This is a genomic window from Variovorax sp. GW823-FHT02B07 (assembly GCF_058797695.1).
Genome location: NZ_JBXAJX010000001.1, coordinates 2,014,147 through 2,032,333, shown reverse-complemented (window position 1 = coordinate 2,032,333; position 18,187 = coordinate 2,014,147). Strand labels below are relative to the sequence as shown.

Here is an 18,187-nt window from a genome sequence, read left to right as displayed (position 1 = left end):
GCCCTTCAGTCGTCCAGCGTTTCCACACGCAACGCGGTCACGGGCCCAGCCACGACCGGGCTCGCTTGCAACGCATGCAGCGCAAGATCGACCGCGCCTTGCAGCGCAGATTCAGTGATCACCAGCACCTGCGGCGCCGCCTCCGCCGGCCCGTTCGCCAGCACCAGTTGCCGCACCGGCAACCGCTGCGCGGCCAGCAGCTCGGCCACGGCCGCGATGTCGGTCGCCGCCTGCACCGGCACGCGCAGGTAGTGCGCGCTGCGCACGGCCGCGCGCGGCAGCACCGGCAGTTCGCGCACCGCATGCGCATGAAAGCCCGTGTGCGGCACGCGCTGGCCGGCGTGGGTGCCGTCCAGGCGCGCCACGTCGACCAGGTCGGCGATCACGGCCGAGGCGGTCTGCTCCGAGCCGGCACCCGCGCCGTAGTACATCGTGACGCCCGCCGCGTCGGCCTTGACCATGATGCCGTTCATCGAGCCGTTCACCTGCGCGAGCAGGTGCGTCGCCGGCACCAGCGCGGGCTGCACGCGCAGCTCCACGCCTTCTTCACGTCGGCGCGCCACGCCCAGCAGCTTGACGCGAAAGCCCAGCTGTTCGGCACAAGCCACATCGAGGCGCTGCAGCGCCGTGATGCCCTCGACCTGCGCGTCGGCAAAGCGCACCGGCATGCCGAAGGCGTTGGCGGCCAGCAGCGCGGTCTTGTGCGCGGCGTCGACGCCCTCGATGTCGAAGGCCGGGTCGGCCTCGGCATAGCCCAGCGCCTGGGCCTGTGCGAGCGCGTCGCCGAAGTCCAGGCCCTCGTCGCGCATCTTGCTCAGGATGAAGTTGGTGGTGCCGTTGACGATGCCCGCCACCCACTCGATGCGGTTGGCCGTGAGGCCCTCGCGCAGCACTTTCACGATGGGGATGCTCACCGCCACCGCGCCCTCGTACATCACGGCCACGCCGTGCGCGCTGGCGGCGGCGAAGATCTCGGGGCCGTGCACGGCCAGCAGCGCCTTGTTGGCCGTGACCACGTGCTTGCCGTGCGCAATGGCGGCCAGCACCCAGTCGCGCGCCGGGCCGGTGCCGCCGGCCACCTCGACCACCACATCGACATCGGGGTCGGTGGCGACCTGCATCGGGTCGGCCGTGAGCGCCACGCCCTCGCCCACGATGCCCTGGGCGCGCGCGAGGTTGCGCGCTGCCACCACCGTCACCTCGATGCCGCGCCCGGCGCGGGCGGCAATGAGGTCCTGGTTGCGGGCCAGCACGCGGAAGGTGCCCGCGCCCACGGTGCCGATGCCGATCATGCCGACGCGCAGGGGGCGAATGGCCGCAGGATGGCTGGGCTGGGGCAGGAAGGACGAGACGGGATCGCGGTACATGGGCTTCTCCAAACAACGAACGAACGAGACAAACAAAAAAACCCAGCTGCCAGCTGGGTTTCGTTCATTCGGGAGAAGAGACACCAGGTGGCTGCCGGAGCGGCCACCCTGCGCGTGCTCAGGGGGCCGCGGCGGTCATGGTGGTAATCATTCGTGCATTCACTGCGTCGCTCGTTCGCACGCAGGCGGCGAACGGCATCGTGCGGCCGACAACGGCGGCGCTGGATGCTGCAACGGGGGAAAGTGAAAGGCACGACATGAGCCGGCGAGTGTACACGCGGTGCTTGCGGCACGCCCCGATCCGGGCAAACTAGGGCATGGACAAGCATTTCCTGACCCCCCTGTTCGCCCCGGCGTCGATCGTGGCCTTCGTCGGCCAGCCCAGCGATCCGGGGGGGCAGACTGCCCTGGGCCGCACGCTGCGCGAAGCCTTCCGGGCCGACCGCTTCGACGGCACGCTGCGCTTTCTCGACGTGCGCACCCAGGGCACGCTCGAAGAGCTGGCGCAGACGCATGCCGACCTGGCGCTGATCGCGCTGGCGCCGCACGACGTGGCGGCTGCCCTCGAGATCGCGGGGCGCATCGGCTGCAAGGCCGCGGTGGTCATCTCCACCGGCATCGCCGCCGAGCAGGCCGCGCAGTGGCGCAAGATCGCGCGCCGCGAAGGCGTGCACCTGCTGGGCCCGAATTCGCTGGGCTTCCAGCGCCCGCCGCTGCACCTGAACGCCAGCGTGGCCGGCCCGCTCGCGCGCACCGGGCCGCTGGCGCTGGTGTCGCAGTCGGGCGCGCTCACGGCCTCGATGCTCGACTGGGCGCGGCAGAACGGCGTGGGCTTTTCGAGCGTGGTGTCGCTCGGCCCGCACACCTCGGTCGACATCCCGCAGGTGCTCGACTTCCTGGCCAACGATTCGAGCACGCACAGCATCATCGTGTACCTCGAAGGCATTGCCGATGCGCGCCGCTTCATGAGCGCGTTGCGCTCGGCCTCGCACGCCAAGCCGGTGGTGGTGCTCAAGGCGGGCCGCAAGCCGGCCGGCAACGAGGCCGCGCAGACGCACAGCGCGGCCATCGTGGGCAGCGACGACGTGTTCGACGCCGCCCTGCGCCGCGCGGGCGCGGTGCGGGTGCGCTCCTTCGTCGAACTGTTCTCGGCCGCCAAGTGCCTGGCCTCGCGCTACCGGCCGGTGGGCAAGCGGCTGGCCGTGGTCACCAACGGCGGCGGCCCCGGCGTGCTCGCGGCCGACTGGATCAACGAGATCGGCCTGGACCTGGGCCGCCTCTCGGCCCCCGCGCAGCGCTCGCTGCAGCCCTCGCTGCCGGCGCTCGCGTCGCTCACCGACCTCATCGACCTGTCGGAAGACGCCACGCCCGCGCACTTTCGCGCCGCCATCGACACCGCCTCGGCCGACAGCCAGATCGACGGCGTGCTCGCCATTTTCTCGCCCAAGGCCGGCGTCGACGCGGCCGCCACGGCGCGCGCGCTGGCCGACATTCCGCGCCCCATGCCCAAGCCGCTCTTGTCGTGCTGGATGGGCGATGCCTCGGTGGGCAATGCGCGGGCGGTGCTGGCCGAGGCCACCATCCCGAGCTTTCGCACGCCCGAGGCGGCCGTGGGCGCCTTCGGCAACATCGCGGCCTTCTACCAGAACCAGCAGCTGCTGCAGCAGACGCCGCCGCCGCTGTCGGCGCTGGCCAAGCCCGACATCGACGGCGCGCGCCTGCTCATCGAGAGTGTGCTGGCCGAGCGGCGCAAGGTGCTGACCGAGATGGAGTCGAAGTCGCTGCTGTCGTGCTTCCACATCCCGATCACGCGCACCCTGCTCGCGCGCAGCGCCAACGAGGCCATGATGATCGCCACGCAGCTGGGCTTTCCGGTGGCGCTGAAGATCGACTCGCCCGACATCTCGCACAAGTCCGACGTCGAGGGCGTGGCGCTGAACGTGATGAACGGCACCAGCGCGCGCGACACCTACCTGGAGATGATGGAGCGCGTGGCGCGCCTGGCGCCCGACGCCCGCATCAACGGCGTGACCGTGCAGAAGATGGTGCGCGCGCGGCGCGGGCGCGAAATCTACGTGGGCCTGGTCACCGACCAGCCCTTCGGCCCGGTGATCGTCTTCGGCGCGGGCGGCACCATGATCGAGCTCATGAACGACCGCGCCATGGAGCTGCCGCCGCTGAACCAGTTCCTGGCGCGCCACCTCATCGAGCGCTCGCGCGTGGCCGAGACGCTGGGCGAATGGCGCGGCGCCAACGCCGTGAACATGGAGGCCATCGAGGACGTGCTGCTGCGCGTGTCCGAAATGGTGTGCGAGCTGCCCGAGCTGCGCGAGATGGACATCAACCCCATCATCGTGGACGAGCACGGCGCGGTGTCGGTCGATGCGCGCATCGTGGTCGACAGCAGCACGCAGGCCGTGGCGGGCCCGGTGGGCAACGGCTACCAGCACCTGGCCATCATGCCGTACCCCGCGCGCTACCGGCGCGAATGGCCGCTGCCCGGTGGCGGCGCGTACGTCGTGCGGCCGGTGCATCCGAACGACGCGCAGATGCTGCAGGCGCTGGTGCAGGGCCTGTCGCCCGAGAGCCGCTGGTTCCGCTTTGTCTCGCGCTTCCACGAGCTGCCGCCGTCGATGCTGTCGCGCTTCACGCTCATCGACTACGACCGCGAGATGGCGCTGGTCGCCACCGTGATGGAGCGCAGCACCGCGCCCGACGGCAGCATCCTCGAGAGCGAGCGCATCGTGGGCGTGTCGCGCTACATCACCAACCCCGACCAGACCAGCTGCGAGTTCTCGCTCGTGGTGGCCGACGAGTTCAGCGGCAAGGGAATCGGCTCGCGTCTCATGGAAAGCATCATCGACGTGGCGCGCGACCGGGGCCTTTCGGAAATGGACGGGCTGGTGCTGGCCGGCAACCCCGACATGCTCAAGCTGGTGCGGCGGCTCGGCTTCTCGGTGAAGTCCTTCCCCGAGGACCCGGACTTCAAGCTCGTGACCTACCCGCTCTAGCCCGACGGCGGCGGCTGCAACTCGACGAGAATCGGCCGCCCTCCACCTCCGCGTTTCTTCATGCTCCGAATCCTCCTGCGCTCCCTCGGCCGTCTGCTGGTGAGCTTCGCCGTGCTGCTGTCGGCCGCCTGGGCCTGCGCGGCCCTCTGGTATCAGCTGCCCGCGACGCTGCCGCTCAAGATCGGCGCGATGGTGCTGTGGGGCCTCTTCGGCCTGGCGGCGATCGTGCTGCTGTGGCGCGGCAAGGCCGGCCGCTCGCTGCTGGCCTACGCCATCGGCTTCGTCGTGCTGCTCGAGTGGTGGGGCACCATCGCGCCCTCGCAGCATCGCGAATGGGCCGACGACGTGGCGCGCTACCTGACGCCGCGCGTCGAAGGCAACGTGGTCACGATGGAGAACGTGCGCAACTTCGACTGGCGCAGCGACACCGACTACACCGTGCGCTGGGACACGCGCCGCTACGACCTGGACCGCCTGCGCTCGGTCGACGTGTCGCTGTCGTACTGGACCGGCCCGGCCATCGCCCACACGCTGGTGTCCTTCGGCTTCGACGACGGACAGTACGTCACCTTTTCCATCGAGATCCGCAAGGAGCGCGGCGAGAGCTTCTCGTCCGTGGGCGGCTTCTTCAAGCAGTTCGAGAACAGCCTCGTGGCCGCCGACGAGCACGACATCCTGCGCGTGCGCACCAACGTGCGCGGCGAAGACGTCTACATGTACCGCGTGCGCCTGCCGCAGGCCGAGATGCGCTCGCTGTTCCTGGGCTACGTGGGCGAAGCCAACGCGCTGGCGCGCGCGCCGAGCTTCTACAACACGCTCACCGCCAACTGCACGACCATCGTCTACAGCCTCGCCAGGCACGTCGTGCCCGGCCTGCCGATGGACTACCGCCTGCTGGCCTCGGGCTACCTGCCCGAGTACCTGCACGACGTGGGCGGCCTGACGCCCGGCCTGAGCATGGACGCGCTGCGCGCCGGCGGCCGCATCACCGACCGGGCCATCGCCACCGACCAGCAGCCCGGTGTGAACTTCTCGCAAGCCATCCGCCACGGCCTGCCGGGCGTGACGCCATGAGGCGCATCGGCTTCCTCCCCGCCCTGCTGCTGGCGCTGTCGCTGCTCACGGGCTGCGCGGGCGTCACGGTCGGCACCATCTCGCCGGCCGACTACCTGGCGCAGCGGCGCGGCGACGTGCTCACCACCGGCCAGCTCAGCAGCTCCGCACAAGAGGTGCTGCGCGTCATCGGCTCCGATGCCGACCAGTGCCGCAAAGACGGCCGCGCCTGCCGCCAGAACCTTGCCACCTCCGCCGGCCTGAGCGACGAGCAACGCATGTCGGCGCTGTCCGAGGTGTGGCTGCAACTGGCGCTGGCGGGCGGTGTCGGCGGCCCGGCCGCGCAGCCCATGGCGCCCGAGGCCATCGAGGCCTGGCTGGAAACCGCGCGCCACGCCTACGCCTACCTGTTCCACACGGCGCGCAAGCCGCGCGACCGCGCCTTCGAAGACCGCCAGACGCAGGTGCGCGACTACTACAACTACGCGGTGCAGCGCGCCATCACCGGCCTGTTCAGCCGCTACCGCAAGAGCGACATGTCGGTGGCCGCCATTCCGCAAGTGAGCGGCTGGCGCATCGATGCAGACCTGTCGGCGCTGCAGCTCGCGCCCGACGCGCCCCCGCCCAAAGAGCTGATTCCCGCCGCCTCGCTGACCTTCTCGGGCCTGCGCAACATCTATCGCCGCGACGGCTTCGGCGCCGAGCTGGTCGCCGCGGGCGACGACCGTCCGACCGCGGCCCAGGCCGACGAAGACGCCCCGCCCTTCAGCGAAACGCCCTTCCCCGCCCTCACCGCGCTGCTGCAGTTCGACGGCGCCACCCTGCAGGACGTGCTGGCCACGCGCACGCTGCGCATCGCCGTGTTCGACCCCTACCGCACCAGCACGATCAAGCTGGCCGGCGAAGAGATTCCGCTGGCCGCCAATTTCACCTCAGGCTACGGCCTGTGGCTGGCCCGCTCCGACTTCGCGCTGCAGGCGCTGCGCAGCCTGTTCGGCGGCGCCGAGGGCCTGACCCGGCCGCACATCTATCTGATGCAGCCCTACGACCCGAAGCGCCGCACCATCGTCATGCTGCACGGCTTGGCCAGCAGCCCCGAGGCCTGGATCAACGTGGCGAACGAAGTGCTGGGCGACGAGACGCTGCGCCGCCGCTACCAGATCTGGCAGGTGTACTACCCGACCAACGCGCCGCTGCCGCTGAACAACCTGGCCATCCGCGAAGCCATCACGCAGACCTTGGCGCACTTCGATCCGCAGGGCCGCGCCGAGGCCTCGCGCAACGTCACGCTCATCGGCCACAGCATGGGCGGCGTGCTCTCGCGCCTCTTGGTGTCGTCGTCGGGCGACGTGCTGTGGGATGCGCTGCGCGAGGGCTACCCGATGCCGGCCGCGCAGCGCCGCCGCATCGAGGAAGGGCTGGGGCCCTACCTGCGCTTCGAGCCGCTGCCCCAGGTCAGCGACGCCATCTTCATCGCCTCGCCGCACCGCGGCACCTCGTTCGCCAACAAGCGCATCTCGCGCTGGGTGGCCAACCTCATCACGCTGCCGGTGGCCATGCTGGGCCAGCTCAACGACATCTCGCGCGAGCTGATGCGCGTGGCGCCCAGCTCACAGGACATGGGCCCGCTGCGCATTCCCAACAGCATCGACAACCTCAGCGACCGCGATGCCTTCGTGCGCCTGTCGTCCGGGTTGCCGCTGAGTCCGAAGGTGCGCTACCACTCGATCATCGGCAACGACACGCCCGGCCTGCCGCTGGCCGAGTCGAGCGACGGCATCGTGCCCTACACCAGCGCGCACCTCGACGGCGCGGTGTCGGAGCTGGTGATTCCGTCGGCGCACAGCGTGCAGGAGCACCCGCTGGCGATCCTGGAGATCCGGCGCATCCTGCGCGAGCAGCTGCAGCGCGTGCCCTGAGGGCACTTCATGCCGTGGCGAGCACGGCCGCAGCCGGTGCGTGCCGCATGTCCGGCACCGCCGCCATCAGCGCCCGCGTGTACGCGTGCTTCGGCGCATCGAGCACTTCGGCCGCACTGCCCTGCTCCACCAGCCGCCCACGCTGCATCACGCCCACGTCGTCGCACATGTGGCGGATCACCGCGAGGTTGTGGCTGATCAGCAGGTAGGTCAGGCCGAACTCGTCCTGCAGGTCGCGCATGAGGTTCAGCACCTGGGCCTGCACCGACACGTCGAGCGACGAGGTCGGTTCGTCGCAGACGATGAACTCGGGCTGGCTGGCCAGCGCCCGCGCGATGGCGATGCGCTGGCGCTGGCCGCCCGAGAACTGGTGCGGGTAGCGCCGCCCGTCGTCGGGCGACATGCGCACGCGGCGCAGCGCCTGGGCCACGCGCTGGGCGGTTTCGTCGGCGCTGGCGGCCAGGCCCAGCACCTCGACCGGCTCGGCGATGAGCCGGTCCACGCGCCAGCGCGGGTTGAGGCTGGCATGCGGGTCCTGGAAGATCATCTGGAAGCGCCGGCGCAGCGCGGCTGTCTGCGCGGCGTCGCCCCAGCGGTCGATGCCGTCGAAATGCACGCTGCCGGCCGTGGGCCGCGTGAGGCCGGCGATCATGCGCGCCACGGTCGACTTGCCCGAGCCCGACTCGCCGACCAGCCCGAAGGTGCGGCCGCGCGCGATGTCGAAGCTCACGCTGTCGACCGCGCGCAGCACCTTCTTCGGCTGGCGTGCGAGCGTGCGCACGAGCCAGCCGGCCGAGAGATCGAATTCGCGTGACAGGCCCTGCACGCGGATCAGCGGCGGGCTGTCGGCCAATGCTGGCGCAGCCACGGTCTCGGCCTGCGCGGGCGGCAACGCGGCGGCCACGGCGATGTCCGCGCCGATCTCCGGCACCGGCAGCCGATGCAGCCGGTCGTGCACCGAGGGAATCGCGGCCATCAGTGCGCGCGTGTACGGCTCGCGCGGGTGATCGAGCACCTGGCGCACCGGGCCGGTCTCGAGCACGCGGCCCTGGTACATCACCATCACGCGGTCGGCCGCCTCGGCGATCACGCCCATGTCGTGCGTGATGAGCATCGCGGCCGTGCCGCGCTCGCGGCAGACGCGCCGGAACACGCGGATCACCTGCGCCTGCACCGACACGTCGAGCGCGGTGGTGGGCTCGTCGGCAATCAGCAGCTGCGGCTCGGCGCACAGCGCGAGCGCAATCGCCACGCGCTGGCGCATGCCGCCCGAGAACTGGTGCGGGTACTGGTCGATGCGGCTTTCGGGGTCGGGAATCTCCACGTCGGCCAGCAGCGCCAGCGCGCGCCGGCGTGCCTCCTGCTCGCTCACGGGCAGGTGCGTGCGGATGGTCTCGATGAGGTGCCGGCCGATCGGGTAGACCGGGTTCAGGCTGGTCAGCGGGTCCTGGAACACGCTGCCGATGCGGCGCCCGCGCACGCGGCGCATGTCTTCGCCGCGCAGCGTGTCGATGCGCTCTCCATGGAGCTCGACCGTGCCGCCCGCGATGCGCCCCGGCGGCGGCACCAGCCCGATGACGGCCGCGCCGACCATCGACTTGCCCGCGCCCGACTCGCCGACCACGCCCAGGATTTCGCCCGGTGCGATCTCGAAGGAGACGCCGCCCAGCACCTGCACCGTGCCCCGGTGCGTGTCGAAGGCCACGTCCAGCCCGCGCACCCGCAGCACGGGCGTTTCGCGATTGGGTTCTGGCGATGGGTCGCGCGCGCTCATTGCAGCCTCGGGTTCAAGGCGTCGCGCAGCCAGTCGCCCGCCAGGTTGACCGACAGCGCCAGCGCCAGCAGCACCAGCGCGGGAAACAGCAGGATCCACCACTCGCCCGAGAACAGGAAGCCCTGCCCGATGCGGATCAGCGTGCCCAGCGACGGCTGCGTGGGCGGCAGCCCCACGCCCAGGTACGACAGCGTCGACTCCGCCACGATGGCCAGCGCGAAGCTGATGGTGGCAATCACCAGCACCGGCGCCAGCAGGTTCGGCAGGATGTGCCGCACCAAAATGCCGGTGCGCGAGCGGCCGATGATCTGCGCGGCGGCCACGTAGTCCTTGTGCTTCTCGAGCATCACGGCGCCGCGCACCGTGCGCGCGTACTGCACCCATTCCGACAGCCCGATGGCCGCCACGATCACGTACACCGCCATGTCGTCGCGGTAGCCCTCGGGCAGCAGGCCGCGCGCAATGCCGAAGATCAGCAGCGCGACCAGCAGCACCGGAAAGGTCAGCTGCACATCGGCCACGCGCATCACCAGCGTGTCGAACCAACCGCCCGCGTAGCCGGCCGCCAGGCCGAGCGGCACGCCGATGGCCAGCGACAGCCCGACCGCGCTCACACCCACCAGCAGCGACATGCGCAGCCCGTAGAGGATGGCCGAGAACACGTCGCGTCCCTGGTCGTCGGCGCCCAGCGGGTAGAACGCGCCCGAGGCGCCCTGCTGCCCCGGCGGCGTGAAGGCATCGATCAGGTCGAGCACGGCCGGATCGAAGGGGTCTTGCCGCGCGATCCACGGTGCGAACAGCGAGGCCAGCGCGACCAGCAGCAGCACGAAGGCCGCCAGCTGCACGGTGCGCGAGCGTGCGAAGGCGCGCAGCACGGGCGACTCGGCGTTGCGCCAGCGGCGCGGCGCGGGGGCGCCGGTCGGGGAAGGAAACGTCATTCGGAAAAAAAGCAAGAAAGGAGTCAGGCGCGTCGCAGGCGCGGATCGACCAGCACGTACAGCAGGTCGACGATGAAATTGATCGCCACGTACAGCAGCGCGATCAGCAGCAGGTAGGCCGCCACCACCGGCACGTCCACCCCCTGGATCGAGGTGATGAACAGCAGCCCCACGCCCGGCCACTGGAACACCGTCTCGGTGACGATGGCGAAGGCCACCAGCGAACCGATCTGCAGTCCGGTGATGGTGATGACCGGGATCAGCGTGTTGCGCAGCGCATGGCCGTAGTTCAGGTCGCGCTCGCGCAGCCCGCGCGCGCGGCCGAAGCGGATGTAGTCGGCGCGCAGCACCTCCAGCATCTCCGCGCGCACCAGCCGCATGATCAGCGTCAGCTTGTACAGGCCCAGCGTCAGCGCGGGCATCAGCAGCGAGGCCCAGCCCGAGGCCGTGAGCAGCCCGGTGCTCCAGCCGCCCAGCTGCACCGTGTCGCCGCGCCCGAACGAGGGCAGCCAGCGCAGCTCGACCGCGAACAGGTAGATGAGCCCGATGCCGATCAGGAAGGTCGGCAGCGACACGCCGACCAGCGACACCGCCATGACCGCGCGGCTGGCCACGCTGTCGCGCCGGATCGCGGTGTACACGCCCAGCGCCACGCCGCCCGCCACCGCCAGCACGGCCGCCACCAGCGCCAGCTCCAGCGTGGCCGGCAGCCGCTCGGCGATGAGCTCGACCACCGGCCGCTTGAGCCGGTACGACACGCCCAGGTCGCCCTGCAGCGCGTGGCCCACGTAGCGCAGGTACTGCACGGGCACCGGGCGGTCGAAGCCCAGCTCGGCCGTCAGCGCGGCGCGTTCTTCCAGCGTGGCGTCTTCGCCGAGCAGGCTGATGGTCGGGTCGCCGATGTGGCGGAACACCAGGAAGGACACGAACGACACCGCCAGCAGCACCAGCACGGACTGGCCCAACCGGCGTAAGAGATGAACCCACATGACGTGTGTGCAGTCAGGGTTTGGCTACCTTCACATTCTTGAAGAACACGCTGCCGTCGGGGCTCACCGGAATGTCCAGCTTCGGGGTCGAGGCGAAGTTGAGCACCTGGTCGTGCAGCGCGATGTAGATGCGCTCCTTCTGCACCGTCTGCCAGATGCTCTTGATGGTGGCGTCGCGCTTGGCCTTGTCGCTCTCGGCGGCCAGCGATGCGATCTGCGCATCGACCTCGGCATTGCTGTAGCCGGTGGCGTTGGTCGGGCCGCGGCCGTCCTTGCCGCGCGTGTGCACCAGGTAATCGAAGATGTAGGCCGAGTCGTAGGTCGGAACGCCCCAACCGAAGAGGTAGAAGTCGGTGTCGGCCGAGTTGATGGCGGTGCTGTGCAGCGCGATCGGGCGCGCCGCCACCGTGGTCTTGATGCCGATGCGCCCGAGAAAGCTCGACACCGCCGTGCTGATGGCCTCGTCGTTCACGTAGCGGTCGTTCGGCGTGTGCAGCGTGATCGCGAAGCCGTTCGGGTAGCCGGCCTCGGCCAGCAGCTTCTTCGCCTGCGCGGCATTGGCCTTCGGGTAGGCCGCGAAGCCCTTCTCGTAGCCGTGCACGAACGGCGGCGCGATGATGCCCGAGGGGTTCGACAGCCCGCGCATCACCGCCGCCTTGATCGCGTCGCGGTCGATGGCCAGGCCGATGGCCTCGCGCACCTTGGGGTCGGCCAGCGGGTTCTTGCCCTTCACGTCGGCGTACTTGAGTTCCTTCGCGCCCACGTTCAGGCCCAGGAAGATCGAGCGGTTCTCGGGCCCTTCGGTCACGCGCAGGCGCTTGTCGGCCTTGAGGCGGCCCACGTCCTGCGCCGGCAGGTCCTGCACGAAATCGACCTCGCCCGACAGCAGCGCGGCCACGCGCGTGGCGGGCGACTTGATCGGCACGTAGACCAGCTCGGTCACGTCCAGCGGAAACTGGCCGCGGCCCCAGTACTGCGGAAACTGCTTGAGCACCGTGCGCGCATCGACCTCGCGCGAGGCCGGCACGTAGGGACCGGTACCGTTCTCGTTGCGGGTGGCGAAGTTCTCGGTCTTGCTGGCCACGTCCTGCGACTGCTCGGCCTTGTTCGCCTTGGCCCAGGCCTCGTTGAGGATGAAAAGGTTGGTGAGGTTGTTCGGGAAGATCAGGTTCGGGCCCTTGGTGCGCACATGCACCGTGAGTGGGTCGACCTTCTTCACCTCGGCCACCGACGACAGCAGCGACTTGAGCGCCGAGCTCGGCGCCTGCGCGCGCTGCAGCGAGAACACCACGTCGTCGGCCGTGAGCAGCGCGCCGTCATGGAACTTGACGCCGGGGCGCAGCTTGAACTCCCACACCGTCGGGTCGGCCGTGAGCTTCCACGAGGTGGCGAGCGCGGGCTGCAGCTTGCTGTCGGCGCCGCGCAGGATCAACGGTTCGTAGATCTGGTGCAGCAGCCCGAAGTTGGTGCCGGTGTTGACCGCGTGCGGGTCGAGCGTGGCGGGGTCGGCGCTGCGTGCCCATCGCACGGTTTCGGCGGCGGCAACAGGCGCGTGCAGCAGGCCGGCGGCCAGCAGGGCCGCGGTCAGGAGTGGTCGGAGCATGGAATCCCTCGGGTGTTCTTTGGAAGAGAAGACAGGCGGACGACCGCGCGGGGCGGCGTTGTCCTGTGCCTGTGCGTGAGGGACTGTGCCCTGCCCCGCGCCGTCCCGAAAGAAGGACTCCGCATATGGAAATGCGGTGTCTGCCGCGTGACGATGAACCGAGCGCTACGCCCTCGTCGCCAGCCGCTTCAATCGCAATCCACCCCACACCGCCAGCAGCACGCTCGCGCCGAACACCCACCCCGACAGCGCACCGGCCATCGTGCCCGACAGCAGGTTGCCGACCGTGCAGCCCAGCCCGGTCATCGCGCCCCACCCCAGCAGCACGCCGCCGCTGAGGCCGCGCACGACCTGCCCCACCGTGGGCCATGCGGGTTTGAACTGGCCGCTTGCGAGCGCCGCGGCCAGCGCGCCGGCCACGAGGCCGCCGACCAGCAACGCGTTGGGCGTCTGCCAGAGGCTTTCGACCACCGCCGTGACGCAGCCGCCGAAACCGTCGAGCCCGTCCAGGCGCTGCGGCAGCAAGCCGTGCGCGTTGCCGAAGTCGCGCGCGGCGCTGCCGAGCGCCGCCGTCACGCCCAGCGGACGCAGCCGCAGCACCACGATCACGGCGATCGCACCGACCGCGAGCCCGCCCCACGCATACGGCCAGCGCCCGTGCAGCAGGCGGCGCGCGGCGTCGATGAAGCGGCGCGGCGTGGGCGACGGTGCCTCGCCCGCCGGCAGCTTTCGCCAGAGCCAGGCACTCAGCGCCGCGAGCAGGGCCAGTTGCAGCGCCGCCGAGCCCGCATAGCCCAGGTGATGCGGCAACCACACCACGGGCGCGGTGGCGATGGTGGCGCTGTAGAGCCAATTCCAGCTGCCGAACCCCAACAGGAATCCCGCGCCGGCACCGAGCAGCGCAAAGGGCGCGGTCGGCGAGCCTTCGCCCAGCCGGTACCAGTGCGCGCTGATGCACGAGCCCGACACCACCATGCCCGCGCCGAAGGCCAGCCCTGCGAGCACCAGGGCGCCGCTGACCGGCCCGATGTGCGCATCGGGCGGCAATCGCCCCGGCTGCGGCACCGGCAGCCAGCCCGTCATGACGACGTGCATGCCCACGGTGCCGACCGCCAGCGCGGCCACGATGGCCAGTAGGCCGCGTGCGTCGCCGCCTTCAAAGTAGTCGCGCGCATGGCAGTAGAAGCAGAAGCGCGAGCGCTGCAGCACCACGCCGAGCACCGCGCCCAGCCCGAGCGCGAAGGCCAGCGCGCGGCCGCCGCTGCGCTCGCCGAGCAGGTGCACGCCGGCGGCGACCAGCAACAACACGACGACCGCAACGGCCAGTCCCGTGCGAGAAAGCGGCGAAGGCGCCGCATGGATTGACGAAGCGGACATGCCCCGGTTCCCCTTTCTTCGGTCCAAAAAAAAGCGAGCCCGAGGGCTCGCCCAATGTCGCTCATCAGAGAGGCCGCGAGGTCCCTCCAACGCCGACTCACCTCGAACTCATCTCACCTCAACTCATTCATTTGGACGCCCACACCGTGCCGGCCGGGTTGTTGACCGGCACGCCGACGGCGTTGCCGTACTCGGTCCACGAGCCGTCGTAGTTGCGCACGTTCTTGTAGCCCAGGATCTTGTGCAGCGCGAACCAGGTGTGGCTCGAGCGTTCGCCGATGCGGCAGTAGGTGATGGCCGGCTTGCTGCCGTCGATGCCGACGGCCGCGTAGATCGCCTTCAGCTCGGCGGCCGACTTGAAGGTGCCGTCTTCGTTCACCGCGCGGCCCCAGGGCACGTTGGCCGCGCCGGGCACGTGGCCCGCGCGCACCGCCAGTTCGGCGGCGCCGGCCGGCGCGAAGATCTTGCCGCTGTATTCGTCGGCCGAACGGATGTCGACCAGCTTCGCGTCGGAACGGCCCTCGGCCACGGCCAGCACGTCGGCCAGCCGCGCGCGCAGCTGCGGGTTGGGCTGCGTCACCTTGAAGCGCGTGGCGACATGCTCGGGCGCGCGGTTGTCGAGCACGCGGTTCTCGGCCTCCCACTTCTTGCGCCCGCCGTCGAGCAGCTTCACGTTCTGCACGCCGTACTGGTCGAACACCCAGGCGCCCCAGGCGGCGAACCAGTTGTTGGTGTCGCCGTAGAGGATCACGGTGGTGTCCTTGTCGACACCGGCTGTCGACAGCAGCTTCTCGAATTCGGCCTGGCTCACGATGTCGCGGCGCACGCGATCGTTGAGGTCGTTGTGCCACGAGAAGTTCACCGCGCCCGGGATGTGGCCGCGCTCGTACAGGCCCGGGTTCACGCTGACCTCGATCACGCGCAGCTTCGGGTTGCGCAGGTTCTTCTCGAGCCAGTCGGTGGAGACCAGCGGACCGCTGCCGTCGGCCGAGGCCTGCGCGAAGGCCGACGGTGCGGTGGCCAGGAAGGTCAGCGTGGCGAGGGACGCGGCGCGCCACCATCTGCTGAAGATCGACATGCGGGATTCCTTGTGTTGAATGGAAGACATCAGAAACAGATCAGAGCGAACTCTAGGCAGGCAGCGCGCGATCACCAACGAAGCGTTTGCGATAAGCGCATGCGCAAAGCGTCTGAGGCTCAGGCGAGTGCGGCCTCTTGATGTGGCAGCTCGGCGCGCACGCGCCAGCCCAGTTCGGGCGCGATGCGCACCGCCAGGTCGTCCAGGATCTGCTCGTAGGCCTCGCTGTCGAAGTTGTAGGGCAGCTCCACGCGCAGCTCGCTCACCAGCGGCAGCACCGGGTCGCGGTGCAGGCGCTCCAGGATCTCGTCGGCGCTACCCACGAGGTCGCCAGCGAACAGCGTGCGGCGCTCGCCCTGCGGCGACAGGGTGCGCTCGACGCGGCCCGCGGCGAACGCGCGATAGCGCCGCCGCGTGGCCGCATCGGCGCCGTCGAGCGGCACGATCACGCGGCCCAGCGCGATCCGTCCGCGTCGCGCGCCCGGCACTTCGCTGGCGCGGTAGCGTTCGACGAGGCCGGTCTGCGCCTCGAGGAAGTCGTCGGTGGTCTCGCCCGTGAGCACGTTGCCCAGCAGCAGGTGAAAGCCGTTGCGCCCCGCCCATTCGGCCGAGCGCAGCGACCCGCCGCCGTACCAGAGCCGCCCGACCAGCCCGGGCGCATAGGGCTGCACGCGCGGACGCACGCGCCCACCGGCCGATTCGACCACCGTGTCTTCGTCGCCCAGCAGCACGTCTTCGAGGTTGGCGCGCAGCCGCGCCACGCGCTTGTGCGTGAAGTCGACCGTGGCCGGCGGTGCGTCCTGGAAGCGCCCGCCCAGCAAGGCGCCGTGCGGCGGCGCGCCCGCGCTCAGGCCCACCTGCAGGCGCCCGCGCGAGAGCACGTCGACGGTGGCCAGGTCTTCGGCGAGGCGGAACGGGTTCTCGTAGCCCATCTGGATCACGGCCGCGCCGAGTTCGATGCGGCGCGTGCGCTGCGTGGCGGCGGCCAGGAAGGTCGGCGCCGACGACACGGCACGCTCCAGGTGGCGCTGGCGCACCCAGGCGCTGTCGAAGCCGCGCCGCTCGCCGAATTCAAAGAGCCGCAGCGCGGCCTCGAGGCCCGCGTGCGGGTCGGCCTCGTCGTAGTTGCCGGGCGTGAGAAAACCGATGTGGTGGATGGTCATGGTGTGTCGCTCGCAGGGTCAGAACTTCGGCAACCCCGGCGGGTTGACTTCCGATTTCGGCAGCGCCTCTTCCGCCAGGCGCCAGCGCGCGAGCGCCTTGGCGTAGGTGCCGTTGCGGATCAGGTTGTTGGCCGCGGTGGTGAGTGCCACCGCCAGGCCGCTGCCCTTGCGCGTGGCCACGGCCACGTCCGACTTCAGCGGCCAGCCCGCGTTCACGGTGCCGGCCAGCCGCAGCTGCCCGTTCTTCGCGGCCTCGTAGGCCTGCGGCGCGTTGGGGTTGAAGTTGGCGTCGACGCGCTTCGTCGTCACCGCCAGCCAGCGCGTCACATCGTCGTCGTAGTACTGGATCGACACCGGCTTCAGGCCCGCGGCCACGTTCTGCCGGTCCCATTCGAGCAGGATGCGTTCCTGGTTGGTGCCCGCGCCGGTCGTGAGCTTCAGGCCCGCCACGTCCTTCGGCTCCTTGATCGACTGGATGGCGCTGTCGGTGCGCACGTAGAAGCCGTGCAGGCCGAGCCGGTAGGTCGAGAAGTCGAACTTCTCCTTGCGCTGCTCGGTCACGCCCACGTTGGAGATCACGGCGTCGTACTTGCCCGAGCTCAGGCCCAACGGCCAGTCGGCCCAGGCGACGGGCCGCAGCTCCAGCTTCAGGCCCAGCGCCTCGGCGATGAGGTGGGCAAAGTCGGGGTCGAAGCCCACCACCGTCTTCGCGTCGGTGGCATAGGTGGAGATCGGCGGCGCGAACGGCGCGATGGCGATGGTCAGCACGCCGTCCTTCACGAACTTGAAGCTCGGCGGAATGGCGTTGACGGCCTCGGCGTCCTTGCCGGTGTGCAGGCGGCCCTTCTGCTCGGGGCTGAAGTCGAAGGTGTCGGCGGCGTGCGCCGGCGCGAACGCCATCAGCCCGAGGGCGGCCAGCGCCCCCAGTGTCTTCTTGAGCGACATGGTCCCCTCCCCTCAGTTCTTCGGCAGGCCGGGCGGGTTGGTGCGCGCCACCTCGATGGCCTCGGAGGCCAGGTTCCAGCGCGACAACGCCTTGCCGTAGTTGCCGTTCTTGATCTGCGTGTTGAGCGCCAGCGTCACGGCCTCGGCAATGCCCGAGCCCTTGCGCGAGGTGACGGCGATCTCGGCGTTGAGCGGCCAGCCGCCCGACACCAGGCCCGCGAGCCGCGTCTTGCCGTCGCGCGCCTCGTAGGCCGCGATGGCGTTGGGGCCCACGTACGCATCGGCGCGGCCCGACTGGATGGCCAGGCGCTGCACCACATCGTCGTCGTAGTACTGGATCTCGATGGGCTTCAGGCCGGCGGCCAGGTTCTGCTTGTTCCAGCGCAGCAGGATCTGCTCCTGGTTCGTGCTGGCGGTCACGATGAGCTTCAGGCCCGCGATGTCCTTCGGCTCCTTGATGGCGCCGAGCTTGCTGTCCGACTTCACGTAGATGCCCAGCTGGTCGTTGCGGTAGGTCGAGAAGTCGAACTTCTCCTTGCGCTCCTCGGTCACGGTCACGTTGGACACCACCACGTCGAACTTGCCCGACTGCAGGCCCAGCGGCCAGTCGGCCCAGGCGGTGGACACCAGCTCCAGCTTGCGCCCCAGGCTGTCGGCCACGAGCTGCGCGATGTCGGGCGCATTGCCCACGGGCGTCTTCGTGTCGGTGGCGTAGGCCGCGAACGGCAGCCGGCCGGTGGTGGTGCCCACGACGAGCACGCCTTCCTTGAGGAACTTGAAGTCCTTCGCGAGCCGCACGGCCTCGTCGATCTTCTGCGCGCGCGGGCGACCGGGCTGCTCGGGGCTCAGGTCGGGCGCCGGAGCGGTCTGGGCCGTGGCGGCGATCGGCAGCAAGGCCGCCAGGAGAACGGACAGGAGAAGGCGTCGATGGGTCATGAAAAACGGTCGGTTGGAAAAGAGAAAAAGGGAA

13 protein-coding genes are annotated in these 18,187 nt (G+C 70.2%); 3 read left to right on the top strand and 10 right to left on the bottom strand.

All coding sequences use genetic code 11. The annotated features are described in order from the left end of the window. Positions 1-5 precede the first annotated feature (5 nt). On the bottom strand, positions 6-1,367 hold the full coding sequence (locus AC1RGU_RS09470) for a homoserine dehydrogenase (RefSeq protein ID WP_492696147.1): 1,362 nt from the start codon (positions 1,365-1,367) through the stop codon (positions 6-8). A 317-nt stretch (positions 1,368-1,684) separates the two neighbouring features. Here AC1RGU_RS09470 and AC1RGU_RS09465 point away from each other — a divergent pair, with 317 nt between their 5' ends. From AC1RGU_RS09465 to AC1RGU_RS09455, 3 genes are read left to right on the top strand one after another with little or no spacing between them, the layout of a single operon-like run. Further along, positions 1,685-4,378, top strand: coding sequence for a bifunctional acetate--CoA ligase family protein/GNAT family N-acetyltransferase (locus AC1RGU_RS09465; RefSeq protein WP_062472839.1), 2,694 nt, complete (start codon positions 1,685-1,687; stop codon positions 4,376-4,378). Positions 4,379-4,438: 60 nt separating this feature from the next. Beyond that, positions 4,439-5,452 (top strand): Lnb N-terminal periplasmic domain-containing protein, encoded by a 1,014-nt coding sequence (locus AC1RGU_RS09460; protein ID WP_492696145.1) that lies wholly within the window; start codon positions 4,439-4,441, stop codon positions 5,450-5,452. After that, positions 5,449-7,350, top strand: coding sequence for an esterase/lipase family protein (locus tag AC1RGU_RS09455; RefSeq protein ID WP_492696143.1), 1,902 nt, complete (start codon positions 5,449-5,451; stop codon positions 7,348-7,350). Before AC1RGU_RS09460 ends, AC1RGU_RS09455 begins: the two co-directional genes overlap by 4 nt. A 7-nt stretch (positions 7,351-7,357) precedes the next feature. On the opposite strand, the gene AC1RGU_RS09450 is transcribed toward AC1RGU_RS09455, so the two are convergent. From AC1RGU_RS09450 to AC1RGU_RS09410, 9 genes are all read right to left on the bottom strand, one after another. Further along, the gene (locus AC1RGU_RS09450; protein ID WP_492696141.1) at positions 7,358-9,124 is read right to left on the bottom strand and encodes a dipeptide ABC transporter ATP-binding protein; all 1,767 of its coding nucleotides are present in this window, start codon (positions 9,122-9,124) and stop codon (positions 7,358-7,360) included. Further along, positions 9,121-10,062 carry an ABC transporter permease gene (locus AC1RGU_RS09445; RefSeq protein WP_307583636.1) on the bottom strand — a complete coding sequence of 314 codons (942 nt, stop codon included), beginning with the start codon at positions 10,060-10,062 and terminating at the stop codon, positions 9,121-9,123. The genes AC1RGU_RS09450 and AC1RGU_RS09445 overlap by 4 nt, the downstream gene beginning before the upstream one ends. Before the next feature lie 23 nt (positions 10,063-10,085). Further along, on the bottom strand, positions 10,086-11,051 hold the full coding sequence (locus AC1RGU_RS09440) for an ABC transporter permease (RefSeq protein WP_070060589.1): 966 nt from the start codon (positions 11,049-11,051) through the stop codon (positions 10,086-10,088). A gap of 13 nt (positions 11,052-11,064) precedes the next feature. Then, positions 11,065-12,654, bottom strand: a complete 1,590-nt coding sequence (locus AC1RGU_RS09435; protein WP_492696139.1) for an ABC transporter substrate-binding protein — start codon at positions 12,652-12,654, stop codon at positions 11,065-11,067. Between the two features lie 165 nt (positions 12,655-12,819). After that, the gene (locus tag AC1RGU_RS09430; protein ID WP_492696137.1) at positions 12,820-14,031 is read right to left on the bottom strand and encodes a YeeE/YedE family protein; all 1,212 of its coding nucleotides are present in this window, start codon (positions 14,029-14,031) and stop codon (positions 12,820-12,822) included. Between the two features lie 127 nt (positions 14,032-14,158). Next, positions 14,159-15,109 (bottom strand): sulfurtransferase, encoded by a 951-nt coding sequence (locus tag AC1RGU_RS09425; RefSeq protein WP_095947672.1) that lies wholly within the window; start codon positions 15,107-15,109, stop codon positions 14,159-14,161. Between the two features lie 119 nt (positions 15,110-15,228). Beyond that, positions 15,229-16,272 carry an LLM class flavin-dependent oxidoreductase gene (locus AC1RGU_RS09420; RefSeq protein ID WP_307638257.1) on the bottom strand — a complete coding sequence of 348 codons (1,044 nt, stop codon included), beginning with the start codon at positions 16,270-16,272 and terminating at the stop codon, positions 15,229-15,231. Positions 16,273-16,290: 18 nt separating this feature from the next. Then, the gene (locus AC1RGU_RS09415; RefSeq protein ID WP_492696136.1) at positions 16,291-17,217 is read right to left on the bottom strand and encodes an ABC transporter substrate-binding protein; all 927 of its coding nucleotides are present in this window, start codon (positions 17,215-17,217) and stop codon (positions 16,291-16,293) included. Positions 17,218-17,229: 12 nt separating this feature from the next. Next, on the bottom strand, positions 17,230-18,153 hold the full coding sequence (locus tag AC1RGU_RS09410) for an ABC transporter substrate-binding protein (RefSeq protein ID WP_159271873.1): 924 nt from the start codon (positions 18,151-18,153) through the stop codon (positions 17,230-17,232). Positions 18,154-18,187: the final 34 nt, after the last annotated feature.